At 70.8% G+C, this 17,244-nt stretch carries 16 protein-coding genes; 9 read left to right on the top strand and 7 right to left on the bottom strand.

The features are described from left to right. Window positions 1–116: 116 nt before the first annotated feature. Window positions 117–818: a pentapeptide repeat-containing protein gene (locus JK363_RS12975; RefSeq protein ID WP_201874980.1), complete on the top strand. Its 702-nt coding sequence runs from the start codon at window positions 117–119 to the stop codon at window positions 816–818. Between the two features lie 92 nt (window positions 819–910). Beyond that, entirely contained in the window at window positions 911–2,017 is a 1,107-nt protein-coding gene (locus tag JK363_RS12980) for a diaminopropionate ammonia-lyase (RefSeq protein ID WP_201874981.1), read from the top strand. Between the two features lie 45 nt (window positions 2,018–2,062). Here JK363_RS12980 and JK363_RS12985 read toward each other — a convergent pair whose 3' ends face one another. Then, complete coding sequence (locus tag JK363_RS12985; RefSeq protein WP_201874982.1) at window positions 2,063–2,839, bottom strand: ArsR/SmtB family transcription factor; 777 nt, start codon at window positions 2,837–2,839, stop codon at window positions 2,063–2,065. Window positions 2,840–2,965: 126 nt separating this feature from the next. Here JK363_RS12985 and JK363_RS12990 point away from each other — a divergent pair, with 126 nt between their 5' ends. Next, entirely contained in the window at window positions 2,966–3,397 is a 432-nt protein-coding gene (locus tag JK363_RS12990) for a tautomerase family protein (RefSeq protein ID WP_201874983.1), read from the top strand. On the opposite strand, the gene JK363_RS12995 is transcribed toward JK363_RS12990, so the two are convergent. The 3 genes from JK363_RS12995 to JK363_RS13010 all read right to left on the bottom strand — a co-directional run bounded on the left by JK363_RS12995 (window position 3,394) and on the right by JK363_RS13010 (window position 6,880). Beyond that, entirely contained in the window at window positions 3,394–3,900 is a 507-nt protein-coding gene (locus tag JK363_RS12995; RefSeq protein WP_201874984.1) for a mycothiol transferase, read from the bottom strand. The genes JK363_RS12990 and JK363_RS12995 overlap by 4 nt on opposite strands. Window positions 3,901–4,176: 276 nt before the next feature. Continuing rightward, the gene (locus JK363_RS13005) at window positions 4,177–5,511 is read right to left on the bottom strand and encodes a cytochrome P450 (RefSeq protein WP_307821706.1); all 1,335 of its coding nucleotides are present in this window, start codon (window positions 5,509–5,511) and stop codon (window positions 4,177–4,179) included. Window positions 5,512–5,560: 49 nt separating this feature from the next. Beyond that, a complete protein-coding gene (locus JK363_RS13010) occupies window positions 5,561–6,880 on the bottom strand; it encodes a glutamine synthetase family protein (protein ID WP_215910893.1) in 1,320 nt (439 codons plus the stop codon). Between the two features lie 245 nt (window positions 6,881–7,125). Between JK363_RS13010 and JK363_RS13015 the strand changes: the two genes are divergently transcribed. The 5 genes from JK363_RS13015 to JK363_RS13035 all read left to right on the top strand — a co-directional run bounded on the left by JK363_RS13015 (window position 7,126) and on the right by JK363_RS13035 (window position 11,927). Next, window positions 7,126–7,929 carry an acetoacetate decarboxylase family protein gene (locus tag JK363_RS13015; protein ID WP_201874988.1) on the top strand — a complete coding sequence of 268 codons (804 nt, stop codon included), beginning with the start codon at window positions 7,126–7,128 and terminating at the stop codon, window positions 7,927–7,929. A gap of 221 nt (window positions 7,930–8,150) precedes the next feature. Further along, complete coding sequence (locus tag JK363_RS13020; RefSeq protein WP_201874989.1) at window positions 8,151–9,626, top strand: aldehyde dehydrogenase; 1,476 nt, start codon at window positions 8,151–8,153, stop codon at window positions 9,624–9,626. Further along, window positions 9,619–10,539: a 3,4-dihydroxyphenylacetate 2,3-dioxygenase gene (locus JK363_RS13025; RefSeq protein WP_201874990.1), complete on the top strand. Its 921-nt coding sequence runs from the start codon at window positions 9,619–9,621 to the stop codon at window positions 10,537–10,539. Before JK363_RS13020 ends, JK363_RS13025 begins: the two co-directional genes overlap by 8 nt. Further along, window positions 10,532–11,380, top strand: coding sequence for a fumarylacetoacetate hydrolase family protein (locus JK363_RS13030; RefSeq protein ID WP_201874991.1), 849 nt, complete (start codon window positions 10,532–10,534; stop codon window positions 11,378–11,380). The genes JK363_RS13025 and JK363_RS13030 overlap by 8 nt, the downstream gene beginning before the upstream one ends. A 1-nt stretch (window position 11,381) precedes the next feature. Beyond that, the gene (locus JK363_RS13035; RefSeq protein WP_201875069.1) at window positions 11,382–11,927 is read left to right on the top strand and encodes a gamma-glutamyl-gamma-aminobutyrate hydrolase family protein; all 546 of its coding nucleotides are present in this window, start codon (window positions 11,382–11,384) and stop codon (window positions 11,925–11,927) included. 18 nt (window positions 11,928–11,945) lie between these two features. Here JK363_RS13035 and JK363_RS13040 read toward each other — a convergent pair whose 3' ends face one another. From JK363_RS13040 to JK363_RS13050, 3 genes are all read right to left on the bottom strand, one after another. Beyond that, window positions 11,946–12,518, bottom strand: coding sequence for a MarR family winged helix-turn-helix transcriptional regulator (locus JK363_RS13040; protein ID WP_201874992.1), 573 nt, complete (start codon window positions 12,516–12,518; stop codon window positions 11,946–11,948). A 123-nt stretch (window positions 12,519–12,641) separates the two neighbouring features. Next, window positions 12,642–13,637 (bottom strand): ArsR/SmtB family transcription factor, encoded by a 996-nt coding sequence (locus tag JK363_RS13045; RefSeq protein ID WP_307821709.1) that lies wholly within the window; start codon window positions 13,635–13,637, stop codon window positions 12,642–12,644. A gap of 184 nt (window positions 13,638–13,821) precedes the next feature. Then, window positions 13,822–15,873, bottom strand: a complete 2,052-nt coding sequence (locus JK363_RS13050) for a phosphocholine-specific phospholipase C (protein ID WP_201874993.1) — start codon at window positions 15,871–15,873, stop codon at window positions 13,822–13,824. Between the two features lie 239 nt (window positions 15,874–16,112). On the opposite strand from JK363_RS13050, the gene JK363_RS13055 reads away from it, so the two are divergent. Next, the gene (locus JK363_RS13055; RefSeq protein ID WP_201874994.1) at window positions 16,113–17,234 is read left to right on the top strand and encodes a CapA family protein; all 1,122 of its coding nucleotides are present in this window, start codon (window positions 16,113–16,115) and stop codon (window positions 17,232–17,234) included. The last annotated feature ends 10 nt before the right edge of the window (window positions 17,235–17,244 follow it).

Consider the following 17,244-nt stretch of genomic DNA (forward strand, 5'->3'; position numbering starts at 1 on the left):
CGGGGGAGGACACCGCACCCGGCCGGACCGCGCACGGTGGCGCGGCCCGTGCCCCCATGATGGAAGCCGCACACACGCGAAGCCCCGTGTCCCGCTGTCCGGAGGAGAGAGTTCCGATGCCGTCCCCTCGCCAGCTCGCCGATCTGCCGTACGCACGCCATCTGCGCGCGTTCGACGAGCCCCTCACCGACGGAGGCGACTACGACACCGTCCATCTGGACGGCGCCGACTTCGACGGGGCCGAGGGTGGCAACGCCCGGTTCCTCGAGTGCGCGTTCTCCTCCGTGAACTTCACCGCGGGGCACTTGCGCGGTGCCCGGTTCAATGACGTCTGGCTGGACGGAGTGCGGTGGGTCGGCACCGACCTGGCGGAGACGGACTGGCTGGACGCCGAGCTCATCGGCTGTGTGCTCGCCGGTCTGGAGACATTCGGCGCGACGTTGCACCGGGTCACCTTCCACCGCTGCAAGTTCGAGTCGGTCAACCTCCGCACCGCCACCCTGCGAGAGGTCACCTTCGCCGACTGCCTGCTGCGGGACGTCGACTTCAGCGGGGCCGCGCTGACACGGGTGGAATTCCCGGGCTCGGCGCTGGAGGGCGTCCGGTTCGCCGGGGCGCGGATGGACGGGGCCGATCTGCGGGACGCCACCCGGCTGGAGATCACCGACGGCCATGACGCGCTGCGCGGGTCAGTGATCACCGGCGCGCAGTTGCTGGAACTCGCCCCGATGTTCGCCGATGTGCTCGGGGTGAAGGTGGCGGACACTGGAACCGCCTCGTCGCGCCGCACGTCGGATCGGCGCAGCGGACGACGCTGATGGCCGAGCCGGGGATGGGCTGCGAAGGACACCCCGGGGCCATGCACTGGACCGGAGACAGGGGCGGACGGCACGGTAGTGGGGTGCACCCGATGTCTTCGCCCGCTCAGTCTCCCGCCAGGTGGTTCGCCCGGCCCGCCGCCCGGACCTGGCGGTGTGCGGCCGCCCCGGACGGCGTGCGCCGCTTCCACACCGCGCGGCCCGGCTACGCGCCCACTCCGCTGACCGAATGTCCCACGCTCGCCGCAGAGTTGGGCGTCGGCCGCGTCTTCGTCAAGGACGAGTCGTCCCGCCTCGGGCTGCCTGCGTTCAAGGCGCTCGGCGCGTCCTGGGCGGTCCACCGGATCCTGGCGGAGCGGTCGCCGGACGCTCCCGTACAACTGGTGACCGCCACCGACGGCAACCACGGCCGTGCCGTGGCCCGGATGGCGCGGCTGAACGGACGGCCCGCCCATGTCTTCGTCCCCCGCGGTGTGCACCCCGACGCGGTGGCCGCCATCGAGACCGAGGGCGCGCGGGTGACCCGGGTGGACGGGCCGTACGACGCGGCGGTACGGCGCGCGGCCGAGGCCGCGGAGCGCCCTCCGGCCGTACTGGTCCAAGACTTCGCCTGGCCCGGCTACGAGGAGATCCCGGGCTGGATCGTCGAGGGATACGCCACCCTGTTCCACGAGATCGATGAGCAACTGCGCAGCGTGGGAGGAGAGTTGCCGGATCTGCTCGCCGTCCCGGTGGGGGTGGGCTCGCTCGCCCAGGCCGCCGTCACCCACTACCGGAGCCGCCCCACCGGACCCGCTCCCGCCCTGCTGGCCGTGGAGCCGGTGGCCGCGGCATGTGTGCTGGCGAGTCTGGTGCGCGGGGAGCCGGTCGCCGTGGAAACCGGCGAGACCACCATGGCGGGCCTGAACTGCGGCACGCCCTCCAGCCTCGCCTGGCCGGTGCTGCGCGACGGGCTGGACGCCGCCGTCGCCATCACCGATGCCGACAGCGCCCGCGCCTCCCGTGACCTCGCCGCCCTCGGTGTCTCCTCGGGGCCCTGCGGGGCCGCCTCACTGGCCGGGGTGCGCGCCGCTCTCACCGGTGAGGGTGCCGCCGACCGCCGTGGTGCGCTCGGGCTCGGGCCGGCATCCACCCTCGTACTGCTGAGCACCGAGGGCACGGCGGCCAATCCCGCCACGGCACCGGCCACCACGCCCTGACGACTCCGGTGCGCGCGCAACCGCCGACGGTGTCGCGGCGGCCGGTCAGCGGGTCATCAGCCAGGGCTGCTGCGGCAGTGGACTTCCCGTCTCCAGCAGCGACTTCAGATTGGACAGTACCGCGGACCAGCCACTGGCCGCCGCTTCCCGCTCGGCTTCGTCGGCCAGGTTCTCGTGGGTCACGGTCAGCCGGACGATCTCGTTGTGCGGCTGGATGTCGAAGGTGACCCGCGAGGGCCCCGCGGTGGGTTCCTCACCGGGTGCGGCCCAGGTGGTCACCAGCCGCGTCGGCGGCACGCTCTCTTCGACGGTGCCGACCACATCGGCGATGCCCGAACCGTCCGTTCGCCGGTGCTCCCAGGAGGAACCGGCCCGCCAGTCGGCGGACACATTGCTGTGGCCCCAGTACTCGGCCGTCAGATCGGCGTCGGTCAGCGCCCGCCACACCTTCTCCGGTGTGGACTCGATGTAGATGACGTACACGAACGTCGGCTTGTCGGCCATGGCTTCCTCCGCTTGTCGTTTCACCGCGCTCAGCGCGCGCAGCCGCGGGCGCTCGAACGTGGCGATCCACCGCTCCTGGACCTCCTGGAGGGGGACGGGGTTGAGGTAGTGGAGTTTTTCGCGCCCCCGCCGGACCGTGGTGACGAGATGGGCGGCCTCGAGCACGGCGAGGTGCTGGGTGGCGGACTGACGGGTCATCTCCAGACGGCGGCACAGCTCGCCCAGCGTCTGTCCGTTGTGCTCGCGCAGCAGGTCCAGCAGAAAGCGCCGGGTCTGGTCGGCCAGCGCCTTGAAGACCTTGTCCGTCTCTGAGCTCACGTCTCACGTTATGCAGGCAATTGCCTGCATGTCAATCGGTCCTGACTGAGTCGCGTGTTGTACCTACTAGTATGTACAGTCGATCGCGATGACCGCGATCGGCGATCGACGAAGGAGAACCCCGCCATGCCCCTGGTCCGTATCGACGCGTTGAGGGCCGACAGCGAGCGGCTGGACGCGCTCGGCCGCGCCGTACACGACGCCCTCGTGGAGACGATCGGCTTTCCGCCCGACGACCGGTTCCAGATCCTGACCGGCCATGACGGCACCAGCGGCACCCTGCGCTACGACGACTACCTGGGTGTGCGCCGCGACGACGGCATCGTGTTCATCGCCATCACCATGCGCTGCGGGCGCCCGCCCGAGCGGAAGCGGGCGCTGTACCGGCGGATCGCGGAGCTGGCCGAGGAGTACGCGGGGACCGAGCCGCGCAATGTGTTCATCACGGTCACCGAGAACGAGTCGATCGACTGGTCCTTCGGCCACGGGGTCGCCCAGTACGCCGTCTCGCCGGAGGAAACCGTCTCGTTGGCGGACACCGCGAGCGGCGCGCCCTAACGCCGCCGCAGCGCCCCGCGGACGAAGGCCGCCTGTCCGGCGTGTTGCAGATCGTCCGCGATGACGCTGACCAGCCGGACGCCGAGGGTCACCGCCGGGGTCCACGCCTCGTCCACGATGCGGTCGAAGTCGGTGTCCCGAAGCCCCCGCACATACGCGAGCGTGTTCTCGTGGACGGCGTCGTAGTACCCGGTGAGCAGCTCGGCGTCCGCCTGGACCGCCGCCACGTCCTTGCCGCGGTGGCCGTAGCCGGTGGCCGCCGGTGGGAACCGCAGTCCGAACCGCTCGTACCAGCCGTCGGCCGTCCAGAGCTGCTCGGTGCCCGCGGCATCGGCGACGTGGTCGTCCTGAATGCGGGTCAGATGCCACACCAGCCAGGCGATGGAATTGGCCCCGGCGTCGAGCCGTTCGGCCAGCTCGTCCTCGCCGAGGCCGTCCACGGCCATGTGCACGGCCTCGGACACCCGGTCGAAGGCGTCGGCCAGCAGATCTGCGCTTCTCATACGGGGCTCCCTCGTCGCTCGTCGGGCGATCGGTCGCTCGCCCGCTCGGCCCGCGAACCATCGTTGCACCCCGGGGAGGCGGACCCGTGGGCTCAGACCGGTGGCACGAGGGTGAAATACCGGTCGAGCACCGCACGGTTCCCGGTCACCGAGGCGAGGCGGTCCGCGGGGAGGCGCTGCCAGCGAAAGAGCATCAGATCCGAGGCCGTGGCGGTCAGCTCGACATCGCACGGTTCGTCCGGGGCGGCGGGCCCGGTGTGTTCGGTGAGCCGGATGTCATCGCCCTCGAAGCGGACCGACCAGACCTCCGGACCGTCGGCGCGGCGGAACGACCACCTCGACCGGCAGACACTTGATGCCGTTGACGAAGTTGGAGCGCACCCGGGGCACCTCACCGGTCAGCCGGATGTCGGCGATGCGCGGGATCAGCTCCTCGAACATGATGCGCATCTCGGTGCGGGCCAGCAGATTGCCCAGGCACATATGGGGGCTGCCCTTGCCGAACGTGACATGGCTGTTGGACCGCCGGGTCACGTCGAAGCGGTACGGGTCGAGGAAGACGGCCTCGTCCCGGTTGCCCGAGGCGTACCACATCACGACCTTGTCCCCCTCCCTGATGTGCTTGCCGCCCAGCTCCACATCGCGGGTCGCGGTGCGGCGGAAGTGGTGGACAGGAGACGACCAGCGCAGGAACTCCTCGACGGCGCCGGGGATCAGCGACGGGTCGCGGCGCAGCAGTTCGAGCTGATCGGGGTTCTGGATCAGCGCGAGCATGGCGTGGGAGATGGCGTGGCGGGTGGTCTCGTTGCCCGCGACCACCAGCAGCAGGAAGTAGTTGTCGAAGTCCTGCTCGGAGAGCGGGACTCCGTCCCGCGGGGTCTCATTGACCAGCCGGGACACCAGGTCGGTGCCGTCGCCGCCGCGTCGCCTGCGGGCCAGCTTCCGGCCGTAGGCGAACACTTCGAGGGAGGCGGGGGAGCGGAACGGCAGATCGCGGTAGTTCTCGCTCTCCGCGCTGTCGAACAGCACATCGGCGTAGTCGGGGTCGGTGTTGCCGATGATGCGGTTGCCCCAGTCGATGAGCTGCTGGGTGTCGTCTTCCGGGACGTCGAGGAGGCGGGCGAGCACATGGATGGGGAAGTCCGCGGACACCTCATGGACGAAGTCGAAGCGTCCCTTGGCGAGCGCCGTGTCGAGGGTCTTCGCGGTGAGTCCGCGCAGGAAATCGGTGTAGGTGGTGATGACCCCGGCGCCGAACTCGCGCTGGAGCAGCCGGCGCAGCGCCTGGTGGCGCAGTCCGTCCAGTTCGAGGAGGGAGGCGCGGCGGGCGATCTGGTCCTCGTCCACCTCCTCGAGGTTGACGAACATGGTGGAGGTGAACGTCTCGGGGTCGCGGCCCACCCGGACGATGTCCTCGTGCCGGGTCACGGCCCAGAACCCGTGCTGGGGCGCGGCCTCGGGCTGCCAGTGGACGGGGTCCTGGTGGCGCAGGGTGTGGAACATCCGCCAGGGAGTGGCCGCGTCGCGGAACTTGTCGAGGTCGGTCAGGTCCACCTCGTCGAGGGGGAGGGGTTCGGGCACCCCGGTGGGGGCGGTGGCGGGGGAGGTCACACTGACTCCTTCGCGGGCGGGGGCGAACGCGTCCGGCTCGTCGCGGCTGTCAGAGGTGGTAGGCGTACTCGGCGAACTCCCAGTCGGTGACGTGGCGTTCGAAGCGCTGGACCTCATTGCGTTTGTAGGCGAGGAAGGACGCGGTGAAGTCCTTGCCGAGGACACCGGTCAGCGCCTCGTCGGCCTCCAGGGCGTCCAGCGCGGCTCCCAGGGTCCGCGGCAGGATCTGGGACTTCTCGGGGTCGTAGCCGTAGCCCTCGAGCGGGGCGGGTGGCTCCGTAGCGTTCTGGACACCGAGCAGCGCGGCGGCGCACACGGACGCGATGGCGAGGTAGGGATTGGCGCCGGCGTCGCCGAGGCGGAGTTCGAGGCGGGTGCCCGCACCGCGCTCGGGCGGTATACGGACCATGGCGCTGCGGTTGTCCAGGCCCCAGTCGATGAGCCAGGGGGCGAGGGTGTCGGGGCCGAAGCGCTTGTAGGAGTTGACGGTCGGGTTGTGCAGCGCGGCCAGCGCCGGGGCGTGGGCGAGGATGCCCGTGATGGCGTGGCGCGCGGTGTCGGAGAGACCGAACGGAGCCGCGGGGTCCGCAAAGGCGTTGCGGCCCTCGGGGGTGTCGCAGGACAGATGGAGATGGAAGCCCGAGCCGCCCGCGTCATTGCGCGGCTTGGCCATGAAGGTGGCCAACATGCCTTCCTTGCGGGCCAGTTCCTTGATGGCGGCCTTGAAGCGGAAGGCGCGGTCGGCGGCATTCAGTCCGGCGGAGTGGGTCAGATTGATCTCGTACTGACCACCGTCGAATTCGTGGTTGCCGGAGACCACACCGATGTTGAGGTCGCGCAGCAGCCGCAGGGTGCGCAGCAGATGGTTGCCCGGGTCGGCGCACAGTCCTGCGGTGTACACGGCGCCGGGGACCTCCGAGTGGCGGCGCCAGCCCGAGGGAGCGGCCGGGTCCGGCTCCAGCAGGAAGTACTCCAGCTCGGGGCCGACGACCGGATGCAGCCCGGCGTCCGCGCAGTTGGCGAGGACGGAGCGGAGCAGATCGCGCGGTGACTCGGGAGCCGGGGCGCCGGTGGCGGGATCGGTGGTGTCACCGAGACACCAGGCGACCCCGGGCTCCCAGGGCAGGGTGACCAGGGTGTCCAGATCGGGGGTGACGACCACATCGGGCAGCCCCGCGTCGAGTCCGCCCGAGACCGGGACCGTATCTCCCTGCGGGCTGGTGTGGTAGACGGCGCGGCAGAAGGCCAGACCGTGTGCACAGGCGGTGGGCAGGTGTTCCAGCAGGACATCGCGGGACCGGTCGATCCCGATGAGATCGGGGAAGGACACCCGGACCACATCGATGCCCTCGGCGGCGAGCCGGTCCATGTGGTGGCGCACGTGCGCGGGGTCATGGGCGGTCACCGATGCCTCCTTGGGCGGTTCGGATGCCTCAGCATTCATTTGACACCAAACGTTATGGACGGAGGTCTCACCCCGCAAGGGGATTGGGCCACATATTTATCCATCTGGACAGGCATTGACCAGGGTTCCACGGCTGCCTATCTTGTTTGAAGTCAAACGAATGAAAGGGGGCGCCACCCCACTCCCGCCACTGTCTGAGGAGCGAGACCATGTCCGGCCTCCGCGGCTACTTCCACCCCAAGACGGCGACCGGCGCGTCGTCCCTCATCCCCTCCCCGCCCTGGTACTACTCCGGCGATCTGCTGACCGTCGAGTACCGCACCGACCCCGCGCGGGTCCGGGAACTGCTGCCCGGACCACTGGAGCTCGCCGAGGAGGACCCCGGCGCGGTCGCGTTGATCTGGGCCGACTGGCAGTCGTGCTCCGCCACGAAGGAAGAGCTGCTGGACCCGGTGCGCGCCCAGTACAAGGAGGTGTTCGCGGTGGTCCGTTGCGCCTACCGCGGACAGACCTACTCGCGCTGCGTCTACATCTGGGTCGACAAGGACTTCGCCATCGCCCGCGGACTGCACCAGGGCTACCCCAAGAAAATGGGCTCGGTGCACCTCACCCGTCCCCACCCCTACGGCCCGGCACCCAGGATCGCCCCCGGCGCCCGCTTCGGCGCCACCCTGGCCGCCGCGGACCGCCGGCTGGCCCAGGCGGTGCTGACCCTGCGCGAACCCTCGGAGACCGGGGGCTTTGTCAACGGCCACCCCATGGCCCACCACCGCTGGCTCCCCTCCATCGAGAAGGGCAAGGGACTGGCCCTGGACGAGCTGATCGCCTCCGGCGCGGCCGAGTTCGAGGCCGGGCAGGCATGGCGGGGCGACGCCGAACTGGAGCTCTTCGAGGCGCCCACCGAGGAGTTGGCACGGCTGGAGATCCGCGAACCGATCGCCGCGTACTACCGGCGGGTCGGCGTCGTCTGGGACGGCGGCCGACTGCTGGAGTCCGGCACCTCGGGTGCCTAAGCGCTCCGCCGGAAATGCCGCGAGGAGCCGTCGTTCGTCCGCGGCTGCCTCGTGGCTGGTCGCGCCCACGCGGCGGAGCCGCACATCGACACAGCCCCGCGCCCCTTCGGGGCGCAACCCAGCCGCACCGGACTTCAGCGAGTCCGCTGAGCGCGGGCCACCACCCCGCCGTACCCCGCCCCGGGCCGCCCGATCCCACCCCTCGTCACACGGAGCGCAGGATGACCCACCGGATCACCGTCGCCGGAATCCCCGTCGACACCCGGCACTGGATCGGCGGCCGGCGCGTCGCCTCCCCGGACACCTTCACTGATGTCTCACCAATCGACGGCACTCCCCTCGCCGAGATCTCCCGCGGCGGTGCCACCGAGGCGGAGGCCGCCGTGGCCGCCGCCCGCGACGCCTTCCCTGCCTGGGCCGCGACCCCGCACGCCGAGCGGGCCCGGGTGCTGCACGCCATCGCCGACGGTGTCGAGAAGCGGCTCGAGGACCTCGCGGCCGTGGAAACCGCCGACAACGGCGCGCTGCTGCGCTCCCACCGCCGCGGTGTGATGCCGCGTGTCGCCCACAACTTCCGCTTCTTCGCCGACTGGCTGCTCACACTGGACCGGGAACACGAGGACTTCACCACCCGCGGCCACACCAACCACATCACCTGGGACCCGGCCGGACCCTGCGCCCTCATCGCCCCGTGGAACGCGCCGCTGATGCTGGCCACCTGGAAGGTCGCCCCGGCCCTCGCCGCCGGGAACACCGTGGTCCTCAAACCCGCCGAGTGGTCCCCGCTGACCGCATCCCTGCTCGCCGATATCGCCGCCGAGGCCGGTCTGCCGCCCGGGGTGTTCAACGTCCTCCAGGGCTACGGCGCCGAGGCGGGCGGCGCCCTGGTCTCCCACCCCGGGGTGCGCCGCATCAGCTTCACCGGCTCGGTGCCCACCGCCGGGCGGATCGCCCGGGCCGCCGCCGACCATCTCACCCCGCTCAGCCTGGAGCTCGGCGGCAAGTCGCCGCTGCTGGTGTTCGCCGACGCCGATCTCGACCTGGCCGTGGACCTGGCGGTGGAGCAGTACGACAACGCCGGGCAGGTGTGTCTGGCCGCCACCCGGCTGCTCGTCGAGTCCTCCGTGGCCGAGGAGTTCACCCGGCGCTTCACCGCGAAGGCCGCCGCGCTGGTCCAGGGCGATCCGCGCGACGAGGCCACCGACATCGGCCCCGTCATCCACGCCCGCCAGCTGGAGAAGATCGACGGCTTTGTGCGCCGCGCCCTGGACGCGGGAGCGCGCGCGATCGTCGGCGGCGGACCCCACACCGGACTCGGCGGTCTCCACTACCGGCCGACCCTGCTCACCGATGTCGCCCAGGACTCCGAGATCGTCCAGGAGGAGGTGTTCGGGCCGGTGCTCACCCTCCAGACCTTCGACACCGAGGACGAAGCCGTCACCCTCGCCAACGACACCCGGTTCGGCCTCGCCGCCACCCTCGCCACCGGCGACCGCGAACGCGCCGATCGGGTGGCCGACCGGCTCGTCGCGGGCACCGTCTGGGTCAACTGCTTCTTCGTCCGCGACCTCCAGGCCCCCTTCGGCGGCTCCCGCAGTTCCGGTATCGGACGCGAGGGCGGCACCTGGAGCTTCGACTTCTACTGCGACCTGAAGAACACCGTCACGGCCCCGAGGGGATGGCAGAGCCATGGGTGAGATCGCCGGGGCGGGGCTGCTCGCCCATGTGCCGACCATCGTGCTCCCGAAGGAGGACCGGCTGCGGCTGAACGAGGGCCGTGAGATCACCCTTGTCACGGGGCTCGAACGGCTCCGCCGCGAGGTGTTCGAGCGCGACATCTACGACACCGTGGTGGTCCTCGACTCCCACTGGGCCACCACCGTGGAGTTCGTGGTCACCGCCCAGCCGCGCCGCGCGGGCCTGTTCACCTCCGAGGAACTGCCGCGCGGGATGTGCCGGATGCCCTACGACTTCCCCGGCGACCCCGAACTCGCCCACAACGTGGCCCGGTTCGCCGGGAAGCACGGCACCTGGATCACCGCCATCGACGACCCGTATCTGCCGCTCCACTACGCCACCATCAATCTGTGGACGTTCCTGGGCGCGGGCCTCCCCGGCAAACGCTGGGTGTCCATCGGCGTCTGCCAGACCGGCGACATGGAAGACCATCTGCGGCTCGGCCGGGCCCTGGCCGACGGCATCGCCGCCACTCCCGGCCGCCGGGTCCTGCTCATCGCCTCCGGCGCGCTCTCGCACACCTTCTGGCCGCTGCGTGAACTGCGCGACCACGAGTCCAGCGACCCCGCGCACATCTTCACCCCCGAGGCCCGCGCCGCCGACGAGCAGCGCATCGCGTGGTTCACGGAGGGCCGTCACGACGAAGTGCTGCGCACCATGCCGGAGTTCCTGGCCCACAAGCCCGAGGCCCGCTTCTCCCACTACCTGATGATGGCCGGAGCTCTCGGCGGGGTGGAGTGCACCGCCACCGCCCGTCAGTACGGCAGCTACGAGAACTCCGTCGGCACCGGCCAGGCTCATCTCTGGTTCGACCGGCCCGCCGCCGGCTGGATGGCGCCCCACACCCTGACACAGGAGTCCGCCCATGCCTGAGTACCGCCGTATCCTCCTCGACGGTGCGGCCGTCAAGGCCGTTCGCGACGGCGAGGAGCTGGTCGCCGGGGACGGCCGGCGGGTCAAGGCCGAGGAGGCACACCATCTGCCGCCTGTGGTGCCCACCAAGGTGATCGCCGTCCACCTCAACCACCGCAGCCGCGTGGAGGAGTTCCGGACCGCGCCGGCCGCTGCCCCCACCTACTTCCACAAACCCACCTCGGCGCTCAACGCCCACCGGGGCGCCGTGGTCCGTCCCGAGGGCTGCAAGTGGCTCAACTACGAGGGTGAGGTGGCCATCGTCATCGGCCGGACCTGCCGCAATGTGTCCCCGGACGAGGCGGGCGGGTATATCGCCGGATACACCGTGGCCAACGACTACGGGCTGCACGACTTCCGGGACACCGACGCCGGATCCATGCTGCGGGTCAAGGGCTCGGACACCCTCTGCCCGCTCGGTCCGGGGCTGGTCACCGACTGGGACTTCCGCGGCAAGTATCTGCGCACCTATGTCAACGGGCGTGTGGTGCAGGACGGTTCGACCGACGAGATGGCGTGGGACATGCACTACCTCGTGGCCGACATCGCCCGCACCATCACCCTTCACCCCGGCGATGTGCTGCTCTCGGGCACCCCGGCCGGCTCCCGCCCGGTGCGGCCAGGCGATGTGGTCGAGGTCGAGGTGGCGGGACTCGGCAGGCTCAGCAACCACATCGTGGCCGGGCCCACCCCGATCCGTACCGACGTCGGAGCCCAGCCCACGGAGTCGGAGGAGGTGCTGTCCACCGCCCTCGGCGGCGACTGGGAGTACCGCGGCATCCGCCCGCCACGGCGTGGCTGAGCTGTTGACCGGCCCGCGCCCGCTGATCGCCGTTCCGGCCCGCTTCTCGGCCACCACCTCGGCCCTGCGCTTCGCGGGCGAGGTGAACGCCCGCGCCCTCGTCGAGGCGGTCTGGCGGGCCGGGGGCGAACCCGCCACCATCCACCCCCGCGCGCCCGGCGGCACCGCCGACCCCGCCGAGGTGGCTGCCTGTCTCGAACGGTTCGACGGGGTGCTGCTGCCCGGGGGCGGCGATCTGGACCCCCGCCGCTACGGCGGCGGTCCGCCCCACACCAGCATTTACGATGTGGACGCCGAGCAGGACGGCTTCGACCTGGAGTTGGCCCGCCGGGCACTGGACACCGGAGTGCCGCTGCTCGCCTCTGCCGCGGTCGGGCTCCAGATCACCGCCACGGCGGCCGACGGCACCGTGGAGGCGCGCGAACTGCCCGCCGCACGCGGTTGGTTCACCGCCGGCCAGTGGCATCCCGAGAACACCGCCCACCGGGACCCCGCCCAGCAGGGGTTGTTCGACGCGCTGGTGCGCGCCGCCCGCGAGCGCCGCTGAGCCACGCCCGGACCGGGACTACGCCTTCGGACGGCGTCCGCTGCGGCGCGGCGCCGGTTCGGCGCCGTCCAGAAGGGCGAGCCTGCGCTCCTCGCCGTGCGTTTCGACCTGGAGCACCACCTGGCGCAGCGCCTCCGCGGTGCGCAGACACTCCTCGTCGGACAACTGCCCGGCGACGAACGCCTCCTCCTCGTTGAACTCCGGGAAGATGCGTCGCATCAGCGCCTCACCCTCCTCGGTGAGGCTCAGCAGCACCAGCCTGCCGTCGCTGGGGTGGCCGGAGCGCCGGATCAGACCGCGGGACTCCAGCGTGCGGGCGACTCCGGTGAGCGTGCCCTTGGAGATGCCCGCCTCCTCCGCCACGTTGCGGGTCTCCGACTCGCCCCAGATCCACACCACCCAGAGCACGACGAAGGCCGTCCAGGTCAGATCGCAGCCGCGCAGCACCGAGTTCTCCAGATGCTGTCGCACCGCCGACGCGGCCCGGTAGATGTTGGACACCATGGCCATCTGCTCACGGCGGATCGGAATGCCGCCGAGCTTGGCCGCGACCAGCTTCTCGGTGTCGGTAATGGATCGGTGGCCGGACACGGGCGGACTCCTCACATCGGCTGCGAACGCTGACGCGACGGCGAACCGGCGGTTCCATCGTTCGAGGTCAAATGTACCGCGCCAGGGTGAGCGCGGTGGTGCGGGCCCGCCCGTGCCATTCGCTCACCGCCCCGGTTCGGTCAGTGTCGGCGGCACGGTCCCGCGGTACAGCAGCTGGCTTCCGAGCGGAGTGCGCGAGTGCACCACTGTATTACCCACCCGCTTGCTGGTGAGCAGTCCGGCGTTGCGCAGCACCGTGGCGTGCTGGCTGGCCGAGGAGACGAGGATGCCCACACGCCGGGCGAGTTCACCGGTCGTACAACTCCCCTCGGCCGCCTCCAGCACGGCGGCCCGGGTCGGCCCCAGCAGCTTGGCCAGCGAGGGGCGGCCCTGGGCCGCGGGGCCCTCGTCGAGCAGTCGGTGCTGTACGGGATACACCAGCACCGGTGTCCGGTCCTGGTGCAGCAGGGTGATGCTGGTGCGCCGGCAGAAGAACGAGGGGATGAGCAGCAGTCCGCGGCCACCGAGCCGCAGATCGCGGTCGACGGGGTAGTCCGCCTCCAGCACCGGCCGCCGCCAGCGCAGACACGGCGGCAGCGCGGACAGCAGCGCCTCGGTGCCACCGCTGAGCATCGGTGTGGACACCCGTAACCGCTCATGGTCGACCTGGGCCCGGATGCGCTCCCAGTACGGGGCGATGGCGGCCTCGTGGTACGCCTCGATGGCGCGTCCGAGCAGCGCCAGCGCATCGCCGTCGCCCTCGGCCAGCGAACGTGTCCACGGGGGCAGCCGTTGCCCTCCGGCGAGCAGCGTGAGATCGCGCCGCAGCCGGGCCCGCGGAGTGCTCAGCACCGCGTCGAGACCTTCGTCCGCGTCGTACAGCGGGGTCGCCGGGGTGAGAAAGTCCGGAAAATAGCCCTTTGAGGGCACCAGAGCGGTCAACAGCCCGGTTGAGCGGGGCAGTTTGGGGCCGACCGACCGCCGCCACTGCGCGGGGACCAGCCCCCCGTTCTGCTGCCGGAGACTGTGCAGACTCAGCATGGTCTCCCACATCGCGACCGGTCCCGCGGCCACGCGGGTGAGTCCCAGATCCTGACCGGTGAAATGAATGCGTAGCACAGCGCCCCCGTGTGTCCACCGCCTGCTTCCTTTACCTCCGTATCACGTTCAGGCCAGGGGTCGTACCGGGGAGCGCGACGACACGTCGTGTTTCAGTTGTGAATGAACTACCGGTGTACGCACACGAGTCCGCCCGGCGGAAGCCGCCGGGCGGACGCGCGCGGAAGTGCGCCGGGTGCGGAGGTCAGCCCGCGGACAGCGCGGGGTCGCTGGTTCCCGCCCGCCCCGTCTCGACGTGGCCGGACAGCCGTCGCAGATAGCCGCTGTCCGCGTCGGAGGCCACCGACACGTCGTACCACTGGTGGCTGGACCCGGTGTCCACGGTGTGCACGGCCCGGCCACCCGGCCGGAGCCGGTACTCGGCCGTCTTCTGGTGGCGGTAGCCGTCGGTGACGGTCAGCCGCACGGTCTTGTCGCCCTGGTTGGTCAGGGTCAGCTCGACATCACCGGTCGCCCGGTCGTGACGGGCGGTCACCTCCGGACCGCGGCCGGTGATGCGGCCGGTGAAGTGGCGAACGAAGCCGCCCGGCCCGTGCACCTCGACGTCGTAGGTGTCCTTGTCCGCGACGGCCCGCCAGGTGCCGGACAGTTGCTTGCCCGCCTCGACGGTGTAGCCCCACGGCCCGTCGGGGTGGCTCGCGGAGGTGACGTGGAAGTGCGCGCCTGCCTTGCCGCGGTTGGCGAAGTCCAGCCGCAGGCTGCCGTCCGCCACGGTGGCGTTGGCGGACAGGTCGTACGGCAGCGGCCGGGAGCGCCGCAGACCGGACTCCTGACGGGGCAGGGAGCCCTGGGCCGGGGGCGTGGGCACATAGTCCGGGTGCCGCTCGTTGTCCGGCGGCAGATAGCCGTCGGTGTCCGGCAGGGACGGGACCTTGGTGTCCGTGCGCGAGAAGTCGAACGCCGCCGTCAGGTCCCCGGACACCGCGCGCCGCCACGGCGAGATGTTCGGCTCCTCGACACCGAAGCGCTCCTCCATGAGGCGGATGATCGAGGTGTGGTCCAGCGTCTGGGAGCACACATAGCCTCCAGTGCTCCACGGCGACACCACCAGCATCGGCACCCGCGGGCCCAGGCCGTAGGGGCCCGCGGGGAAGGACGCGGAGCCCGGGTAGAGCTCTTCGGTGGTGTCCACGGTCGAGGCGCCGCGGTCCTTGGCGGGCGCGTACGCCGGCATCACGTGGTCGAAGTAGCCGTCGTTCTCGTCGTAGGTGATCAGCAGCGCGGTCTTGCTCCAGACCTCGGGGTTGGAGGTCAGCGCGTCCAGCACCTGGGCGACGTACCAGGCGCCGTAGTTGGCGGGCCAGTTGGGGTGCTCGGTGAAGGCTTCGGGCGCCGCGATCCAGGAGATCTGGGGCAGCTTCCCGTCCCGCACGTCCGCGCGCAGGATGTCGAAGAAGCCGTCGCCGTTCTTGGCGTTGGTGCCGGTGCGGGCCTTGTCGTAGAGCGGGTCGCCGGGCTTGGCGTTGCGGTACTGGTTGAAGAACAGCAGCGAGTTGTCGCCGTAGTTGCCCCGGTAGGCGTCGTCGATCCAGCCCCAGTTGTGCTCGGCGTCCAGTCCGTCGCCGATGTCCTGGTAGACCTTCCAGGAGACCCCGGCCTTCTCCAGCCGCTCGGGGTAGGTGGTCCAGCCGTAGCCGAGCTCGGCGTTGTCCAGGACCGGACCGCCGCCCTTGCCGTCGTTGCCGGTGTAACCGGTGTACATGTAGTAGCGGTTGGGGTCGGTGGCGCCGATGAACGAGCAGTGGTACGCGTCGCAGATGGTGAACGCGTCGGCCAGCGCATAGTGGAACGGAATGTCCTCACGGGTGAGGTACGCCATGGTGGTGGCGGACTTCGCGGGCACCCACTTGTCGTAGGCGCCGTTGTTGTAGGCGACGTGGCCGTCCTTCCAGCCGTGCGGGAGTTCCTCGAGGAACTCGAGCCCCAGGTCGTCCACCTCGGGCCGGAACGGCTGGATCTCCTTGCTGCCGTCGGACTGGTGCCAGACCGGCTTGCCGCTGGGCAGCCGCACCGGATGCGGATCGCCGAACCCGCGCACCCCGCTCAGAGTTCCGAAGTAGTGATCGAAGGAACGATTCTCCTGCATAAGCACCACGATGTGCTCAATGTCCCGCAGGCTGCCGGTACGACGGTTCGCCGGAATCGAGGCGGCACGGGCGATGCTGGTGGACAGCAGGGACAGGGCCGTGCTGGTACCGGCCAGTTGCATGAATCTGCGACGGTCGATGGAGGTCATATCGGTCCGGTCTCCTGTGGTGTTCGAAGCGGGGCAAGCAACCGGGGCAGTCTGTTCCGGTCTGGCCGCCCGGCACAACGGCCGGGAGGAGAATCGGCGGGAAAGGCTCAGTAAACCTTGGTCATTTGCGCCGCGAGAGCGGTCATGCTTGGCCGCTTGTCCTTGCCGCTTGTCCGCGCCCCGCGAAGGCCGTCGGCGGGCGGCAGGCGTCCCGGTGGCCGAGGCAGTACGTTGAAACCATGGACGGCGACGCCTTGACGCTCTTCCTCTGCGGCGATGTGATGCTCGCCCGCGGCGTCGACCAGATCCTGCCGCACCCCGGTGACCCGGAGCTGCGGGAGCCGTACATCCGTGACTCCCGCGCCTATGTCGGGCTGGCCGAGGAGCGGAACGGCCCGATTCCGCGACCGGTCGGCTTCACCTGGCCGTGGGGCGACGCGCTGGCGGTACTGGATGAGGCCGCGCCCGACGCCCGGGTGCTGAATCTGGAGACCAGCGTCACGGCCGGCGGCGAGGACGCCCCCGACAAGGAGCTCCACTACCGCATGAACCCGGCCAACCTTCCCTGCTTGGCCGCGGCCCGGCCCGATGTATGCGTACTGGCCAACAACCATGTCCTCGACAGCGGCCCGCACGGCCTCGAGGACACCCTCGACGCGCTCGCCGGGGCCGGGCTCCGGGTGGCCGGAGCCGGACGGAACATCACCGCCGCCCGGCGCCCCGCCGTCGTGCCGGTCGGGGAGAACCGCCGGATCCTGGTCTTCGCTTTCGGCACCCCCTCCAGCGGTATCCCCTACCGCTGGGCCGCCACCGACGACCGCCCCGGGGTCGACTTCGTGCCCGAGCTGACGGACGCCGGCGCCGCCGCGATCGCGGCCCGGGTGTGCGGGATCAAGCGGCCCGGCGATATCGCGGTCGCCTCGATCCACTGGGGCGGCAACTGGGGCTACGAGATCCCCCCGGACCAGATCAGCTTCGCCCACACACTGATCGACGGCGGGCTCGACCTCGTCCACGGCCACTCCTCCCACCACCCCCGTCCCGCCGAGGTGTACCGCGGCAAGCTGATCCTCTACGGCTGCGGCGACCTCATCGACGACTACGAGGGCATCACCGGCTACGAGCGGTACCGGGACGATCTGCGGCTGCTCCACCTGGTCCGCGTGGCGGCCGGCACCGGACGCCTGGTCGAGTTGCGCATGGTGCCCCTCCAGTCGCGGCGGATGCGGCTGTGCCATGCCACGCGCCGGGACGCGGATTGGCTCGGCAGCACCCTCGACCGGGTGAGCTCCCGCCTCGGCACCCGCGTCGACGTCGCACACGACGCGCCGTACGACGTCCTGACCCTCCGGCACGGATGAGCGAGGAGGC

This window comes from Streptomyces coffeae (assembly GCF_016741875.1).
Classification (GTDB): Bacteria; Actinomycetota; Actinomycetes; order Streptomycetales; family Streptomycetaceae; genus Streptomyces; species Streptomyces coffeae.